At 35.2% G+C, this 16777-nt stretch carries 13 protein-coding genes; 12 read left to right on the top strand and 1 reads right to left on the bottom strand.

The genetic code is table 11. The features are described from left to right. Positions 1-2: 2 nt before the first annotated feature. From HAV12_RS17660 to HAV12_RS17635, 6 genes are all read left to right on the top strand, one after another. A complete protein-coding gene (locus HAV12_RS17660; RefSeq protein WP_171570823.1) occupies positions 3-746 on the top strand; it encodes an RDD family protein in 744 nt (247 codons plus the stop codon). An 84-nt stretch (positions 747-830) separates the two neighbouring features. Continuing rightward, a complete protein-coding gene (locus tag HAV12_RS17655; RefSeq protein ID WP_171570822.1) occupies positions 831-1685 on the top strand; it encodes a hypothetical protein in 855 nt (284 codons plus the stop codon). A 50-nt stretch (positions 1686-1735) separates the two neighbouring features. Then, positions 1736-2338: a trimeric intracellular cation channel family protein gene (locus HAV12_RS17650; protein ID WP_171570821.1), complete on the top strand. Its 603-nt coding sequence runs from the start codon at positions 1736-1738 to the stop codon at positions 2336-2338. Between the two features lie 63 nt (positions 2339-2401). Beyond that, positions 2402-3379, top strand: a complete 978-nt coding sequence (locus HAV12_RS17645) for a GNAT family N-acetyltransferase (protein ID WP_171570820.1) — start codon at positions 2402-2404, stop codon at positions 3377-3379. Positions 3380-3391: 12 nt separating this feature from the next. Further along, complete coding sequence (locus HAV12_RS17640; RefSeq protein WP_171570819.1) at positions 3392-4528, top strand: DegT/DnrJ/EryC1/StrS aminotransferase family protein; 1137 nt, start codon at positions 3392-3394, stop codon at positions 4526-4528. Between the two features lies 1 nt (position 4529). Beyond that, positions 4530-5804 (top strand): O-antigen translocase, encoded by a 1275-nt coding sequence (locus HAV12_RS17635; protein WP_240345181.1) that lies wholly within the window; start codon positions 4530-4532, stop codon positions 5802-5804. Here the strand turns inward: HAV12_RS17635 and HAV12_RS17630 are convergent. Beyond that, positions 5801-5938, bottom strand: a complete 138-nt coding sequence (locus tag HAV12_RS17630) for a hypothetical protein (protein WP_205423331.1) — start codon at positions 5936-5938, stop codon at positions 5801-5803. The genes HAV12_RS17635 and HAV12_RS17630 overlap by 4 nt on opposite strands. A gap of 288 nt (positions 5939-6226) precedes the next feature. Here HAV12_RS17630 and HAV12_RS17625 point away from each other — a divergent pair, with 288 nt between their 5' ends. The 6 genes from HAV12_RS17625 (at position 6227) to HAV12_RS17600 (ending at position 16664) form a co-directional block, all read left to right on the top strand. Further along, positions 6227-7192 carry a hypothetical protein gene (locus HAV12_RS17625; RefSeq protein ID WP_171570818.1) on the top strand — a complete coding sequence of 322 codons (966 nt, stop codon included), beginning with the start codon at positions 6227-6229 and terminating at the stop codon, positions 7190-7192. 25 nt (positions 7193-7217) lie between these two features. Continuing rightward, positions 7218-7673 carry a T9SS type A sorting domain-containing protein gene (locus HAV12_RS17620; protein WP_240345180.1) on the top strand — a complete coding sequence of 152 codons (456 nt, stop codon included), beginning with the start codon at positions 7218-7220 and terminating at the stop codon, positions 7671-7673. Between the two features lie 165 nt (positions 7674-7838). Continuing rightward, positions 7839-14636: an RHS repeat-associated core domain-containing protein gene (locus tag HAV12_RS17615; RefSeq protein ID WP_171570817.1), complete on the top strand. Its 6798-nt coding sequence runs from the start codon at positions 7839-7841 to the stop codon at positions 14634-14636. A 5-nt stretch (positions 14637-14641) separates the two neighbouring features. Further along, the gene (locus tag HAV12_RS17610) at positions 14642-15367 is read left to right on the top strand and encodes a hypothetical protein (protein ID WP_171570816.1); all 726 of its coding nucleotides are present in this window, start codon (positions 14642-14644) and stop codon (positions 15365-15367) included. Between the two features lie 122 nt (positions 15368-15489). After that, a complete protein-coding gene (locus HAV12_RS17605) occupies positions 15490-15957 on the top strand; it encodes a hypothetical protein (RefSeq protein ID WP_171570815.1) in 468 nt (155 codons plus the stop codon). Beyond that, complete coding sequence (locus HAV12_RS17600; protein WP_171570814.1) at positions 15954-16664, top strand: hypothetical protein; 711 nt, start codon at positions 15954-15956, stop codon at positions 16662-16664. The genes HAV12_RS17605 and HAV12_RS17600 overlap by 4 nt, the downstream gene beginning before the upstream one ends. Positions 16665-16777: the final 113 nt, after the last annotated feature.

Below are 16777 nucleotides of genomic sequence, written 5' to 3'. Positions count from 1 at the left end.
ATATGTCAGAATTATCAATTAATACGACGCAAAATGTCAAAATAAATTTTAAAGCAGCTTCTGCCGGCGAGCGGATAGGCTCTTATTTTATCGATTTAGTGATTAAAATAGCCTACGGGATAGTGATTTCGCTTATCTTTTTTTATGCGTTACAATTGGGAAAATTATTAGATAGTTTAGATACCTGGTCCAGAATGTCAATTCTTTTGTTCCTTTATTTTCCGATTATAATTTATTCGATCACTTTGGAGAGCATTTTTGAAGGACAGACCATTGGAAAGAAACTGGTTAAAATAAAAGTAGTAAAAATTGATGGTTATCAGGCCGGTTTCGGAGATTATCTGATGCGATGGTTTTTCAGGCTGGTAGATATCTCAATTCTGAGCGGAATTATTGCTGTGATAACCGTGGTTTCCAGTAAAAAAGGACAGCGTTTGGGCGATATGGTGGCCGGTACCGCTGTGATTACCTTAAAAAACACAATCAATATAAGCCATACTATTCTCGAAGAAATAGGGGAAGCATATGTGCCAACCTATCCTTTGGTGATAAAATTGTCTGATAATGATATGCGAATTATTAAGGAAACATTTCAAAAAGCAGATAGTAGAAATGATTACGAAACGATTCATAAACTGGTTTCTAAAATTGAAACTGTTTCCGGGATTAAAAATCAATCCGGCAATGAGCGTGATTTCCTTCGGGTGATTTTAAAAGATTATAATTTTTACACACAGAATATGTAGTGCTATAACTATAAAAACAATAAAGAATTCATCACGGCGTAACCGAAAAGCCATAAGAGTAGGGTAACTTAAAAAATAAAGATTATGAGAATTACAAAAATTTTTACGGTTATAATGTTGCTTTTTTCAGTAGCAAATTTTGCTCAGGGAAGTAAAAAATTAGACAAAATAATAAAACGTGATTATCAGATTATTGAGTGTACAATTTCGAAAATGTCTGATAAAACAGTCGAATATTCCTTACCCGGGGAAACTTTACAAATTTCACTGGATGTTTCCCAGATTGCCAGAATTGATTTTTCGAGTGGCCGTTCCCAGACTTTCGATGTTGCTGCGAACAGTAATCCTGTTAGCAATAGCAGTTCATCAAATCAGGTGATCGCGAATGCACCAATGAAAACCAATACGATTGCTGTACTGCCGGTTCCTTATGTGAATTCGGATAATCTGCAAAGCTCGGAAGACATGTCAAAATTTGCACAGAATGACCTTTACAATAAATTATTAGACAAGTCGGCTAATATTTTGCCGCTTACCGTTCAGGATTTAAGGACTACCAATAGTTTACTCCACAAAGCCGGAATCGACCATACTAATATTGATGATACGCCGATCGAGGACCTTCAAAGAATCTTAGGCGTTGATAATATTGTGGCTGCCAAAGTTTCGTTTACCATGTCTTCAAGTTCAACGGCTACCACTTATAACAGCGGAAATGCAAAAATTAGCGACAACGACAAAAAAATAAAAACAAACGATATTTCTACAACCACTGCTAACACTCAGATGTACTACTATTATACGGTGTATTTTGATATGTACAAAAACGGCAGTAAAATTTACTCACAAACCAGAAAGCCTTTTTTAAATTTAAAAGACAGCTGGATAGATTCTGTTTCGTATTTATTAAAAAGAAGTCCGATTTACGTAAAAAGATAGAAAATTAAATAAAACCGGGGAATTCAAATTCCGGCTGTTAAAAATATAAAATGTTCCATTTATTAGATATAATCGGTACCATGGCTTTTGCCATGTCCGGTGCCTTAACGGCAATGCATAAAAAGCTCGATCCGTTTGGGGTCTTTATTATTGCTTTTGTTACTGCAGTGGGCGGCGGAACACTTCGTGATGTTCTCATTGGCAGAACGCCGGTAGGCTGGATGCAGGATCTGCAATATGTCTATGTGATTATTTTAGGCTTTGGACTTGCAATTCTTTTCCGGAAAAAATTTGATAAACTAAGAACCTCCTTGTTTTTATTTGATACGATTGGGTTGGGCGTTTTTACTTTAATTGGTTTGGAAAAAGGAATTTCAATCGGACTGCATCCCGTAATTTGTATCGCCTTAGGAACAATGACAGCCTGTTTTGGCGGTGTAATCCGTGATATTTTATGTAATGAAATTCCAACTATTTTCAGACGGGAAATCTATGCCACGATCTGTATTTTGGGTGGAATTGTATTCTTTATTCTGAAAAAGCTGAATCTGGAAAATGATATTTTATATATAGTTACTTCCGTTGTAATTATTTCAGTTCGATTAATGGCAGTAAAATTCAAATGGTATTTACCGGCATTTGACCACAAATAAGATTTTAAAATAATATATTAGCCACTTTAAAGGATTAGAATCCTTAAAATCTGTGGCAGGAAAATGACAAAGTATACCGTAAGGAAATATCAAAAAAGTGATTATACAACCTGGAATGCGTTTATTGCTCAGGCGAAAAATGCTACGTTTTTATTTCACCGGGATTTCATGGAATATCATGCAGATCGTTTTGAAGATTTTTCGCTTTTGGTATTCGAAAATCAAAAAGTAAAAGCAGTTTTACCCGTTAATAAACAAGGAAATTTGTTGTATTCGCATCAGGGATTAACATATGGCGGATTGGTGTATGAAGGAAGTACAAAACTAGCATCAGTAATCGAAATTTTTAAGGCTATTTTGTTTTTTTTGAATGAAAATGAATTCGAAAAATTGCATTACAAAACTATTCCCTCCATTTATCATCTCCAGCCCGCTGAAGAAATTTTATACAGTCTGTTTTTAGCTGATGCCAAATTAGTTCGGCGCGATTCCCTTTCTGTAATTGATTTATCACAGGAAAAAAACATTTCCAAAATCAGGAAAAGAGGTTTTCAGAAGGCCATTTCAAATCAATTGATCATTAAGGAAGAAAATGATTTTGAATCCTTTTGGAATGAAGTCCTAATTCCGAATTTAGCATATAAACATCATGCAAAACCAGTTCATTCGATAGTAGAAATGAATCAGCTAAAAGCGCATTTTCCGAATAATATTTATCAGTTTAATGTTTATGCAGCTGATAAAATTGTGGCAGGAACTACTATTTTTGAAACCGAAACGGTAGCGCATTGTCAATATATTTCGAAAAACGAAAAGCGTGACAACCTGGGCAGTTTAGATTACTTATTTCAGTATTTAATTCAGGAAAGATTTGCCGGGAAAAGATTTTTCGATTTTGGAATTTCGAATGAAAATCAGGGTAAAAATCTTAATGAAGGATTATCGTACTGGAAAGAAAGTTTTGGTGCCGGTACCATAATTCATGATTTTTATGAAGTTGAAACAGCCAATTATAGTAAATTAGAAACGGTTTTTATCTAATCAAACAAATACATGATACCTTTTCTGGATCTTAAAAAAATAAACAAACCCTATGAAACTGCTTTTCAGGAAAAACTGAAATCGGTTTTGGATAGCGGCTGGTATATTTTAGGAAAAGAGGTGGAAACATTTGAGAAAGCTTTCGCTGCCTATTGCAAGACCGAATATTGTATCGGAACAGGCAATGGTTTTGATGCTTTGACATTAATCTTCATGGGATATGTAGCGTTAGGAAAACTCCAAAAAGGCGATGAAGTTATCGTTCCTGCAAATACCTATATTGCAAGTATTTTAGCCATTATTGAAGCCGATTTAGTACCGGTTTTGGTCGAACCAAAATTAGAAACCTACAATCTTAACCCGGATCTGATTCAGGAAAAAATCACTCTAAAAACAAAAGCTATTTTGGCTGTGCATCTGTACGGGCAATTGGCCGAAATGGATCAAATTAATGAAATTGCAAACCAGAATAATTTGCTGGTGGTGGAAGATGCCGCGCAATCGCATGGAGCTTTTGAAAATTCCAATAGGGTGAAAATTCCAAATTCCAACAATACCACTTTGATCGAAGTTGAAAAGTCTTTGGGGGCAATGGCGTACAGCTTTTATCCCGGGAAAAATCTGGGTGCATTAGGAGATGGTGGAGCGATAACTACAAACGATTCAGCATTAGCAAAAGTGCTTTTTTCGCTGCGGAATTACGGTTCTGAAAAAAAATATTATAATGAATATATTGGTGTAAATTCAAGGCTGGATGAAATTCAGGCCTCCTTTTTAAATCTAAAATTACCGAATTTAAATGCGGATAATAACAGACGAAGAAGTATAGCCAAAAGATATTTATCTGAAATCAAGAACGAAAAAATAGTTCTTCCGGTTTGGGATTTTTCGAACAGTCATGTTTTTCATTTGTTTGTTATCCGGACTTCAGATCGCGAAGATTTACAGGAATATTTAACCCAAAATACTATTCAGACCGTTATTCATTATCCAATTCCGGTACACAAGCAAAAAGCATTTCCAGACTGGAATCATTTATCTTTTCCGATTACGGAAAAGATTCATCAAGAGGTTTTGAGTTTGCCCATGAGTCCGGTTTTGACAGAAAGCGAAGTGGATTTTATTATTGCGGTTTTAAATAAATATTAATTTGAATTCCTTAAAAAAAATAACGCAGACAACCTTGTTTAAAATCACTTCCTTAAACAGTTTTAGTGTAGCGCTAAAAATAGGAATTGGGCTTATTACCTCTAAAATATTAGCCATTTTTGTTGGTCCGGGCGGTATGGCTTTGGTTGGGAATTTGCGTAATTTTTTAACTTCTTTAGAGAGTATTTCTACACTTGGTTTTCAGAACGGAATAGTAAAATATGTAGCCGAAAATCAAAAGAATAAAAGGGAACTTCAAAAGATAATCGCCACTGTTTTTATAAGTTTGATTACCGTTGCTGTTATCTTAAGTCTTCTTTTATATTTTTTTGCAGCATTCTGGAATGCTAAAATTTTCAGCGATCAATTGGATTATTCCCTCGTTTTTAAAATTTTAGCTTTAGCCTTACCCTGGTATGCCGTTTCGGTATTTTTACTCGCTATTTTAAATGGATTGAGCCAGTTTAAAAAAGTAATATGGATCAATATTATTGGCAATGCCATTGGTTTGCTTGTATCTGTTTTTATGATTTTCCAATTTAAAACTCTTGGTGCTTTATTGGCAATTGTACTAACACCAGCAGTATTGTTTTTCGTCACTTTTTATTTTCTAAATAGAGAAATTAACTTTTTAGGTTCGGTTCGTTTGCATTTGTTTGATTTCAAAATCATTAAAAATCTGTCTTCTTATTCTCTTATGGCGCTGGTCTCCTCTGTTTTAGGACCTGTTGTTTTTCTGGCTATCCGTAATAAAATTATTGAAAATTTAGGTATGGATCAGGCAGGTTTCTGGGAAACCATGACTCGCATATCTTCTTATTATCTAATGTTCGTTAGTACAATTTTGACCGTCTATTTTTTACCGAAACTTTCAATAGCACAAACTAATGAAGAAACTAAAACTGTTTTTTGGAGATTTTATAAATCAATTTTACCTGTTTTTGCCGGAGGATTAATTGTCGTTTATTTTTTAAGATTTTTCATAATCCACGTATTGTTTACGAAAGAGTTTTTACCGGTTACCAATTTGTTTCTTTGGCAATTGATTGGTGATGTTTTTAAAGTGGCCTCCCTTATTTTAGGCTATCAGTTTTTTGCTAAAAAGCTAACGAAAGCTTTTATAATTTCGGAACTATTTTCTCTTACCGTTTTATATTTTGCCAGTTTATTTTTTATGCATTATTACGGAATTGAAGGCGTAGTAATGGCTCAGGCATTTGATAATTTTATGTATTGGATTGTTTTGTGTTTGTATTTTAGGAAGAGTTTGATTTAACTTTCATTCCAAACATTCAGGTACTTCTCAGCAATTTTCACATAATCATGTTCCTTTTCGATAAAAGCCCTGGCACGTTTGCCTATTGCTGTTATTTCTCTTTGTAATTCTATGATGTTTTGGAGATTTATCATTTGTAATTAAAACATAATATAATTACTTGGAAAACGCTATCCTAAGTTATTTTTACCAGCTCGACTTAAATGACTTATTACTATTTAATTACATTCATTAAGAGTTTTCTTTAAGCACTATTAATAGTATCAAATTTTACTTTTTTGTTTAATGTTTGATATAATTATATAGATGTTTTTAACATTAAATTTTTAATGAATTTCTGAATAAAAAAAACAATAATTTATCATCACGGTATAAAGTTTTTGCTACTTTTGCGCCAATTAATTTAGTCTTGAAAGTTTAATATGAAAAGAATTACTACAAAAATTTATTTAGCAATTATTTTTTTAATGGCATTACAAACAAGTGCCCAAATTAGCACGGGAACAGGTGGTGCAGGAAGTTTATTGCCTAATAACCCAACTACAAATAAAAATATAGGCATAGGTGTTACTAACCCCAAAGGCAAGTTAGAAATTGCGGGATTTCCTGCTGTGGGCCAAACCTACACTTTTGTAGATGATGCAGACTCTTTTGCAAAAAGTATTTTATTGAATATTGGTACTTTAAGAGAAAATTCAACTGCAACTGGTGGTTACAGATTACTTACTTTTTATGATATACCTCCTTCTAATATTTCAGGCAATGCGCGAACTATGTTAGCTGTAGAAGATAGAAATGATGCAAATAGGTTAAGGCATACTGCAATTACTAATGGAGAAAGTCTTTTTAGACTTAGTGATAAAACTCAAAAGAATGTTTTTCAGATTTATGAGGATGGTACAAATGCCTTTATTGATTTGACTAAACCAGGCTCTTATTTAACAGTTGGTGGTATAGCTGTATGGCCAGTAGCACATAATTTTTGGGTTAAAACAGGGACAGCAAAATTTGACAATAATGTATTTATAGATACTAATCTATGCATTGGTACTTCAAGTTTTACAGATGGAGCTACTACGTATAAGCTTTCCGTAAAAGGAAAAATAAGAGCCGAAGAGATAAAAGTTTATAACACCTGGGCTGATTACGTTTTTAGTCCATTCTATGAATTGCCAACTTTAAATGCGGTAGAGACTTTTATCCAAAAAAACGGTCATTTACCAAATGTACCATCAGCTAAGGAAATTACGGAAAAAGGTTTGGAACTGGGAGAAATGACCAAAATTCAACAGGAAAAAATCGAAGAACTTACCTTGTATTTAATTCAGCAGCACAAAGAAATTGAAGAATTAAAGGCACAGGTTAAAGCATTATTAATTGCAAAATAAACGTCACGTTTTTTAATTACAATTTATGAGATATTACATAACGCTATTTGTGTTAGGATTTTCAATCTTAACAAAAGCGCAAACAAACAAAATTGGCTTTGACTATGATGCTGCCGGAAATCAGATTAAACGCTATTTGTGTATAAATTGCCGCACGACAACTGAAAAAACGGCTGATGTAAAGGAAATAGATTCACTTGCAGAAAAAGATTTACAGAAATTTTATAGTGAAGATGTGATTTCCTATTATCCAAATCCCGTAAAAGAGGAATTGTATCTGAAATGGGAATTTTCAAGCGATAATACAGTGTCTTCTATACATGTAAATAACATCAATGGTCAGGTTTTAAAGACGGTATCGAATCTGCAGCAACTGACTACTCAGACTCTTGCTTTTGCACCCTATCCTTCAGGCCTCTATTTAGTGGTGCTGAATTACAGTAATGGCCGGCAAAAGACTATTAAAATCATTAAAAAATAAATTTTGATTGTAATTTTTAAGATTATAATTCCTGAACAAAACGGGTAAATTATTCTAAAAATTCAGTTTTCTTATTAGAAAATCATACTATCAGTTTAAAAATAACCTTTAGTCTATGCCTCATTTTTAAATGAAGTTAAAACTGCCAGGGAATAAAACATTGTAATGAAGCATCATCTATTTACCTATTTTTCGTTATTACTTATAAATTTAAGTTTTTCTCAGCAAATACTTAATAAACCTGAAACAGTATCAAGAACGGTTTCTGATCCCAAGACAGTTATTTTGTCAAGTGGTTTTAGTATCAATTCAGCAACAGCGGGTTCTTTTACTGCTAAGATCGGAACAAGCTCAGATCCGTTTGTGAGTGGCGGAACAACGAATTCAACTGCTGGAGAAAACAATCTTTCGGGAGAAGTAGGAACAGGCAGTTTTCACGATACCAAAGGTACAATTGCCGTTGGAGGTGATGGACAGCTGCAGTTTATGCTGCCCATTGCATTGCCCCCGAGTATCAATGATGTGGCACCACAAATGAATTTATTTTATACCAGTGGTTTCGGTGTAGGGGTTGCCGGTATGGGTTTTTCGCTTTCGGGCGTTACCAGTATCAGGAGAGTGGGTAAAAATATCGAAAAAGATGGTGAATCAAAAGGGGTACAGCTGGACTATACTGATTTTTATGAGTTTAATGGGCAAAGGCTATTATTAAAAACACCCGGTGCCCCGGCAACATACGGAAAAGATGGTACCGAATACGTTACAGAGAAGTTTTCGACTCTGAAAATAAAATCTGTTGGTGCAATTAGTGGTCAGACGTATGCGGGACCAGGCTCATTTGAAGTTACTTTTGATAATGGTGCTCAGGCCTGGTATGGTACAGCAACAGATGCGCAAACTCCGGTGGAATATAATATTGTAAAATGGAAAGATGCTCAGGGCAACTACATCACCTACAATTATAAAAAAAGCAATAATGTCTCTGTAATTTCAAGTGTACAATGGGGCGGTAATGAAACTTTAGGAAAACCGCATTTCAACTCTATTGTTTTTAATTATGTCACGAGAGAGCTCCCGGAAGTCTCCTATGTACACGGGATCCGGTTTTTGCAGGACAAAATACTTTCAGACATTGTAGTCAACGCTAATAATAAACAATTTAAAAAATATGTAGTCAGCTATGGTAAAGATGCAAACGGAACGAATTATCAGTATGCCAAAAATATAACCGAGTACAATTCCCAAAATCAGGCTGCAAACCCTTTAGCCCTAAGCTATGAAGGCTCGAGTGCAACGGGCTGGGCAGCCAAATCGTTTGCAGATAATGAAAACAATAAAATTGTAGGGGATTTTGATGGAGACGGTGTCTTGGATTATTTAAAGTATTTTGAAGCAACGCCAGCCGCAACAATATGCAATCAATGGGTAATGCAGGAGTATAATTACGAATGTTTACAATATAATGAAATTCCGGCACAGCCTAAAGCCATACGATTTTTTAAATCATTTATGGACAACACAGTAAATGAAGGCCTTACTGTGATGGCATCGCCGACATTTACTAAGGATGAGTTTGATAAAGCCGTAGTCATTACCTTCAAAAACAGTGCTAACGAAATTAGTCCCAGACAAGGTATTTTGATTCCTAAGAAATCAGGAACACAAGGGGCTATAGAAGGTCAGATCTATTCTTTAGATGCCAACAACCAGCTAAAATTAGAATACAGTAAACCATTAACCAATAATCAGACTTACCGGGATTCCTTTACGGAATCCGGAACAAGGGGAACAGGTAATTATCAGAGCAACAAAGTAGTAACCACTGTTTTAGATCCTACTCAGCTGGATTTAGATGGTGACGGCGTTTCTGAACTAATCATTCATATCAAAGAAAATACAACATCGGTGTATGAGACGATTGATAATTCGACTGGTAAGTTAAAGAAAATGGCCGCGCCTCCTGTAGGATATGAAATTCATACCAATACAAGAGAAGAATACCGCTATATCGTTCTGAATCTTGATTATAATCTGAGCGCTGCGAATTCTTTTTCTGAAACCTCTTATTATACCAATCTTTTTCGAAAACCCGTAATGGGTGATTTTAAAGGAGACGGAAAAATTGCAATTCTTAATTTTAAAGCCGGTAATGCCACCACCATAACGTCGTTTAAGAAAGATAAAACGACACAAAAATTTACAGAAGAAACCAGTCCGACTTCCTTTGTCTTTAATGGGTTAACAGAGAATGCAGTGGTTGGCGATTTCAACGGAGACAAAAAAACCGATCTGATGATACCGGTGGCACTGGGCGCTGCAGTATCAACCAGCAACATGCAAATAAACTATAAAGCGGATGCACTGTCGGGAGACTGGCGACTTTATACCTCTACGGGCAACGGATTTAAAGAAGAATATAAAACAGGACTGGGCAAGTGGTATCCTTTTCAGCCTTTAAATTTACCCAATGTAACTGCTTCCAGAAGAATAAACTATCAGGCTTTAGATTTGGATAAAGATGGAAAAAGTGAATTCATTCAGTTTGATTTTTATACCATAAATTCTGAACTCTCTGCCGGTAAATATTCAGAAACTACCGTAAATATATTTGGAGATAGCGGGGCCGGCAGCACAACAGATGTTAATTTTAAGGCTCCGGTTACTTACACGTTCAAAAATAATGGATTGTATGATTATAACGAACTCGTTGGTGATTTTTATATCAATCAAATCAACAACAGTATTGTGCTTTTGGGCAAAAATCGGGAAGATGTTACTAAAGGTTTTATGTATACTTTCAATCTTTACGACACTTCAAAAACAGCACGTATCAATACCATCACACAGGGCAATATCCCTACAGTAATTGACTACAAGGAACTGGATGGACAGGCAGATCCTGATTTTTATGCTGCCGTCAAAAAAGAAAAATATCCCTTTGTAGAGTTAGACAGGGTTTCAAAATCTTTTGTAGTAGCGCAATTGCGTCAACTCGACAGAAAGCAGGATTTTAAATACCGCGGACTTTTGGCGCACGTCAATGGTAAGGGAATGATTGGTTTTCGTAAAACCGCCCGTTCCAATTGGTATGCTTCAGGTTTCGAAAATACCAAAATCTGGTACGGTCTGGAGATCGATCCGCTTCAAAGTGGTTCAGTCATCAAAGAATGGAGTACCAGACAGGATAGTGATGTTTTTCCAACGGATGTTTCTGTAAATAATCTGCAGTTGCTATCTTTTAAATTTTTAGAATATACAACAACTAAATCGGCTACCACGGGAGTCGAAGCCATAGTGCCAAAACAGTCTACAGAAAAAAACTTCCTGGAAAACAAAACTCAAGTGGCGACGATGACCTATGGTGATTTTTATCTGCTTACTAAAGTAGAAACCAAAATCAATAATGGTTTTGCTACATTAACTTCGAATACTACTTATTTACCGGACAACGCTGCCGGAACAGGCAAGGATTATTATGTAGGAAGAGTTAAGGAAAAAGAAGATATTGTAACCGCTTATGGGGATACCAAAAAAAGCAAGGTGGGGTATACGTATGAAAATGGCCTGCCTAAAACCATAACCACATTCAATCAGGATTATTCGAAATCGGTAACTGAGACCTACACGTATGATGGCTTTGGTAATGTTACAGAAAAAAAGAAAACCAACAATCAGGACAGCCAGACGCAATCGGTCAAAAACGAGTATGATGCTAAGGGATTGTTTGTGATAAAAACTACGGATAATTTAGGTTTGATTACCCAGACGACCAGCAATGACTGGGGGCAAGTGCTTACGCAAACTGATCCGCTTGGAAACACGTTAACCAATATGTATGACGGATGGGGAAAATTGACGAAATCTAAACACAACTTAAGCGGAACTACTACATATACTTATCAAAAACAAGGGGACGATATCGTTACTACAGCATACAGTCCGACAGGAGATATCAAAGAAACCCGTACCAACAAAAAAGGAGAACAATACCTAGTGAGATCCAAAGGATTTGAGTCGGGATCTTATATTGCCAAACAGGTAGAATATGATGCAGTAGGCAGAAAAATAAAAGAGAGCGAGCCTTATGATCAGGCCGAAACACCAAAATGGAATGTGTTCAGTTATGATGATTCGGTTTTTCCTCCAAAAGCGACCGTAACAGGATTTAATGGAAAAATTGTACAAACAGAAGTCAAAGGGCTGACGATAACGGTAAAAGAATTAAACGGTTACAATCGGACGACCCGAAAAACTACTGATGTAATGGGTAATGTGACGGAATCGGAAGACAAAGGAGGAATTATAAAATTTACGTACAATGCGGCAGGGCAGAATACTTCGGCTGTTTACGCACAAAATACGGTGGTAACCAAATATGATTCCTGGGGAAGAAAATCAGAATTTACCGATCCGTCCAACGGAACCTATCTGTATTATTATGACGGGTTTGGAAACCTGATCAAAGAAACCAGCCCAAAAGGAAGCAAGGAATATAGCTATGATACCAAAGGCCTGTTGATGACCCAAAAAGAGCTGTCAACAGCAGATAATGGTAAGGCAACCAACAAAGCTATCAGTTTTATTTACAATGCCACCGGAATGGTAACGGATAAAAAAGGGACTGCCAATGGTAAAAGTTACCTGACCTACCTGACTTACGATGCAAACGGGCGTGTACTGACCACAAGTGAGAGCAGTAATGGAAAGTTGTTTTTTAAAAAGAATATCTCGTATGACGATAAAGGACGTGTAATCAGTTACGACAAAGGACTCTATTCCTCGGGACAGATGACCCAAACGACTCTCGAGAACGTTTACAGTACGTGGAGTGGTATCCTGTATCAGGTAAAAGATAAAAACACAGGAAAAGTACTATGGCAATTGAACAAAGCAAATGCCAACGGGCAGGTACTTAAAGCCAATTTAGGTGCCGTGGCGATAGATAATAAGTACGATGCCAATAATTTTCTGACAACTGTAGCGCATGTTTCAACAATACAGCCCAATGTACTGCAAATGACATATGCTTTTGATGCGATAAAAAATGAATTAAAAAACCGAACCCGAAAAGGGGGCATAGTGGTAAATGAAGTATTTACCTATGACGATAATAACCGACTAAAAACCTGGACCAACCCTAAAACCGGATTGCTGTCCAGTAACGGTTATGACGATAAAGGGCGTATTCTCGAAAACGATCAGACCGGAACGACCACTTTTAGAACAGATAAAATATATCAGGCCGACACGCAGCTCCTTAATGCGGTGGGGATGCAAAATTATACCAATAACATACCATTGACGATAAGTTATAACGAAAATAACGACCCCATCTATGTTGACGGAGAAAAAGGGGATGCACAATTTGGTTACGGACTTACCGACATGAGGCAAATGGTCACTTATGGAGGTAATTTTGTGGAAGACAAGCAGGGTAAATTCACCAAATACTATAGCGAAGACGGCAGTTATGAAATAACGACAGACAATACTACAGGACAGGAAAAACATGTACTGTATCTGGGAGGCACACCTTATGGCAGCGATATTATTTACACAAAGAACTATGCTGATGCTACTGCAAAATACCTATTTTTACATAAGGACTATTTGGGGAGCATTCTGGCCATAAGTGATGAAGCAGGTAATCTGGTAGAACAACGCCATTTTGATGCCTGGGGTATTCTGACAAATGGTGCATTAACGGTACTGGATCGCGGCTATACAAGTCACGAGCATTTTACAGAATTAGGTATTATCCATATGAATGGCAGGCTGTATGACCCGTTGCAAAGGCGTTTTCTGAATGCCGATGAAAACATTCAGGATCCTTACAATACACAATGTTACAATAAATATGGCTATGTAACGAACAATCCGCTGTTGTTTAATGACCCAAGTGGAGAAATTGGTTTAGGCGAGGGAATACTTGCTTCTATTATTATTGGCGCGATAATAGGTACGGCAAGTTATATGATAGGGGTTACGGCGGCCATAATGAATGGTGCTGATGCCAGTTTAAGTTTATCCGGAATGCTAAAATCAGCTTTTTGGGGAGCGGTATCGGGAGCAGTTACCTTTGGTATTGGAAGTTGTTTTACGGTCGCAGGAACAGGAGCTAATACGGTATTTGCGTCAAGTTTGAAAGGTGCCAAATTTTTGGTACAGGCAGCGGCGCATGGAGTAGCGCAAGGGGTAATGGCGATGGTACAATCGGGTGGTTCAGGTTTCCTTAGCGGAGCCGCGGCAGGATTTTTTGGTAGTCTCGGAGCGACAGCCTGGAGCTCAGGACCGGTTAAATTTGCTAATAGCAGGGTTGGAACAATAGCCTTTGGAGCATTAAGCGGAGGTGTAGGAGCTGAACTTGCCGGAGGTAATTTCTGGCAGGGAGCGGTTACGGGAGGAATTGTTGCAGGGTTGAATGATGTGATGCATCGTATTGCGCAAAAAATTAAAATTCACTCAAATGCAAACGAATGGTTGGCAAGCGGAGGTTATGATGCTGATGGAGATATCTCTGGTATGGACGAAAGTGGTAGAGATGCATATGTGAAAGGTATGCGTAAAAATGTATATCCAGCAGATATTTTATATAATGATGCGGGAAATCCTAATATTAAATATGACTCAGCACTGAGTGATTATGGAAGTTATAGTAACAAAGAAGTAACTATTTATTCTAAAGCTTTTACCACAAATAAGGGTTTGTTTTTAACAATTATGCATGAGGGGATGCACGCTTGGGATTATTATCACGGATTAGTATCTGCTTGGGGTTCTAAATCAAGAGCAATAACTGAAACAAGAGCCTATGAAATGATGCGTTATTTTGATAATAATGTTTTTAGCAATGGTGATCATTCGCATTTTTACAATTTATATTCTAAAATGGCAAATAAATCTGGATTTAATAATTTTAATATACAAAGTTATCCGATATTTTTTAATAATATTCAAAGATAAATAAAATGAAAAAGTACATTCTGACATCTCTATTATTTACTCTATTGGCATCTTGTCAGGAAGGAAAATTAGAGCTAAAATTAATAAATAAGGAAATTGTAAGTAAACGATTTGCTACAGATACAATGGAAACTTTTTATAATCATACTATGTTTAATAGTGAAAATGAAAAATATCTCTTTACTAATGTTGTAAAATTTGAAGTATCGAATCAGACCGATAAAAAATATCTACTTTTTATTAAAGATTTAAACTTATCCGATATATACAATATGGATATAATCATTGAAGATGAAAAAGGTAATTTGTTTGAAAAAAACGCACCGTTAATTGATCCTTCATACAGTTGTAAATTGGGTAGTTTAATGGAACAGGATTTTTATAATCAAACTAAAAAAGAGCTATTACTAAAAAAAAATGGCTATAATATAAAAAGCGAAAATTTAAATTTTTATAATCAGGATGTTATTATTTCTCCTAAACAAAATTATATTTTTCAAACATCTTTATCCCTTCCATTTGTGGTTGAAGATAAAGATGAGAACTTAAGAAGGCCAATTTATTTTAAATTAAATCCTGAAAAAAAATATACATTTCGTTTGAAGTACAAACTAAAAGATAATATAGATAAAATTCTGCCAAAAGAAATTTTGTCTAATTATAAGGAGAATAATATTGAGATTTTTAAAGGAGAAATAGAAACTCAAAAAATACCAATTGTTTTTAGGTAAGATGTATATGTAGTAGAACCGGTTTAACTATTGTTCTGTTGCTTAAAAAGTTACCTTGATTCTGGCAGGGAGCGATTACTGGTGGTCTTGTTACCGGGTTGAATGAAGTGATGCACTCAACGATGGAAAAACAGGCAAGAATGGCTTTTTTAAAAAGATTTCATAAAACAAATCCATTTGCAAAACCAAAAATGAATGAGGAGTCAATAAATGCTTTATTAGAAGATGTTGATGGTTTGGATGCACTTCATAAAAAAAGTAATTATAAAATCGAAGTAAGTGATAGAAAAAATTCTGGCATGAGAGGTTATACGGATAATAAAACACACTATTTTTATGAAGATGCGTTTACATCAAATTTTAAACTAGCGTCTACAATGTTCCATGAATTTTATCATGCCTTTCAAGAGGTGTTCATGGGAGGATTGGCATATAGATTAGCAGCGAAAGAAGGACCATTTGGTTATATTAGTGAAGTGCCTTTGGGTGGTGAAAGATATTTAGAAAGAGCCGCATATGAATTTGAATGGTATTTAGGAAATCGCAGTTCATATGTTTCGGAAGGAATTAATAAATATAAAAAATTATGAAAAAAAATATATTAATTATTATGTTATGCTTATCTGTTTTAGGATGCAAAAGGAAGGAAGGATTAGAACTTGAGATAATTAATAAATCTATTCTTTCCTTAGTTCCTGAAGATAAGAATACATATAATAATATGGATGACAGTTTAACTAATTATAAATCAAAAACAATTATCGTTTTTAAACTGACAAATTATGATTGCAAAAGTTATTATTTTAATTTGAACTATTTTGGTAAATTATATTCTAATTTGGACGGTTTAACAATAAATCAAGCTACAATTTATTTTTATAAAGATAATAGAAATAATGAGGAAAGAGTTAAAGTGAGATACGGTCATCCAAATTTTAATCTTAATCCAAATTCTATATCGAATAAAAGGAATGTTTATATTTTAAAAATGTTAAATTATTCTACTACGGATAATGAAAAATATTTTGACAATTCAAATTTTATAATTCATTCAAATGAGACTCTTTATTTTGAAGGGTTTGTAAATCTTCCTTATGGAGATCCAATCCAAAATGCTCATGTGGATTTTGATAAAAATGCAAAATATAGTGCTGAAATAACGATGTTTAGTGACTCTACCAACTATAAAAAAATGTTGTCAAGACCGATTTTAAGAACTATTCAAAAAAATGGATATCAGGTTTATCATGGTGTAATCAAATCTAAGAACAGAGTTTCGATTAAATTTATAGAATAGGGATTAGGTACCTTCGCTAATGCCAGCGCACTCTCATTAGCGCAAAGTACTATTGTCGATGTGCAACAGTATCAGGATTTTGTGGAAGTTTAGGAACCACAGCATGGAGCTCA

This window comes from Flavobacterium sp. CLA17 (assembly GCF_013112255.2).
GTDB lineage: Bacteria > Bacteroidota > Bacteroidia > Flavobacteriales > Flavobacteriaceae > Flavobacterium > Flavobacterium circumlabens.
Note: the sequence above shows the minus strand (reverse complement) of the source record. Positions and strands in the feature narration are given on the sequence as shown.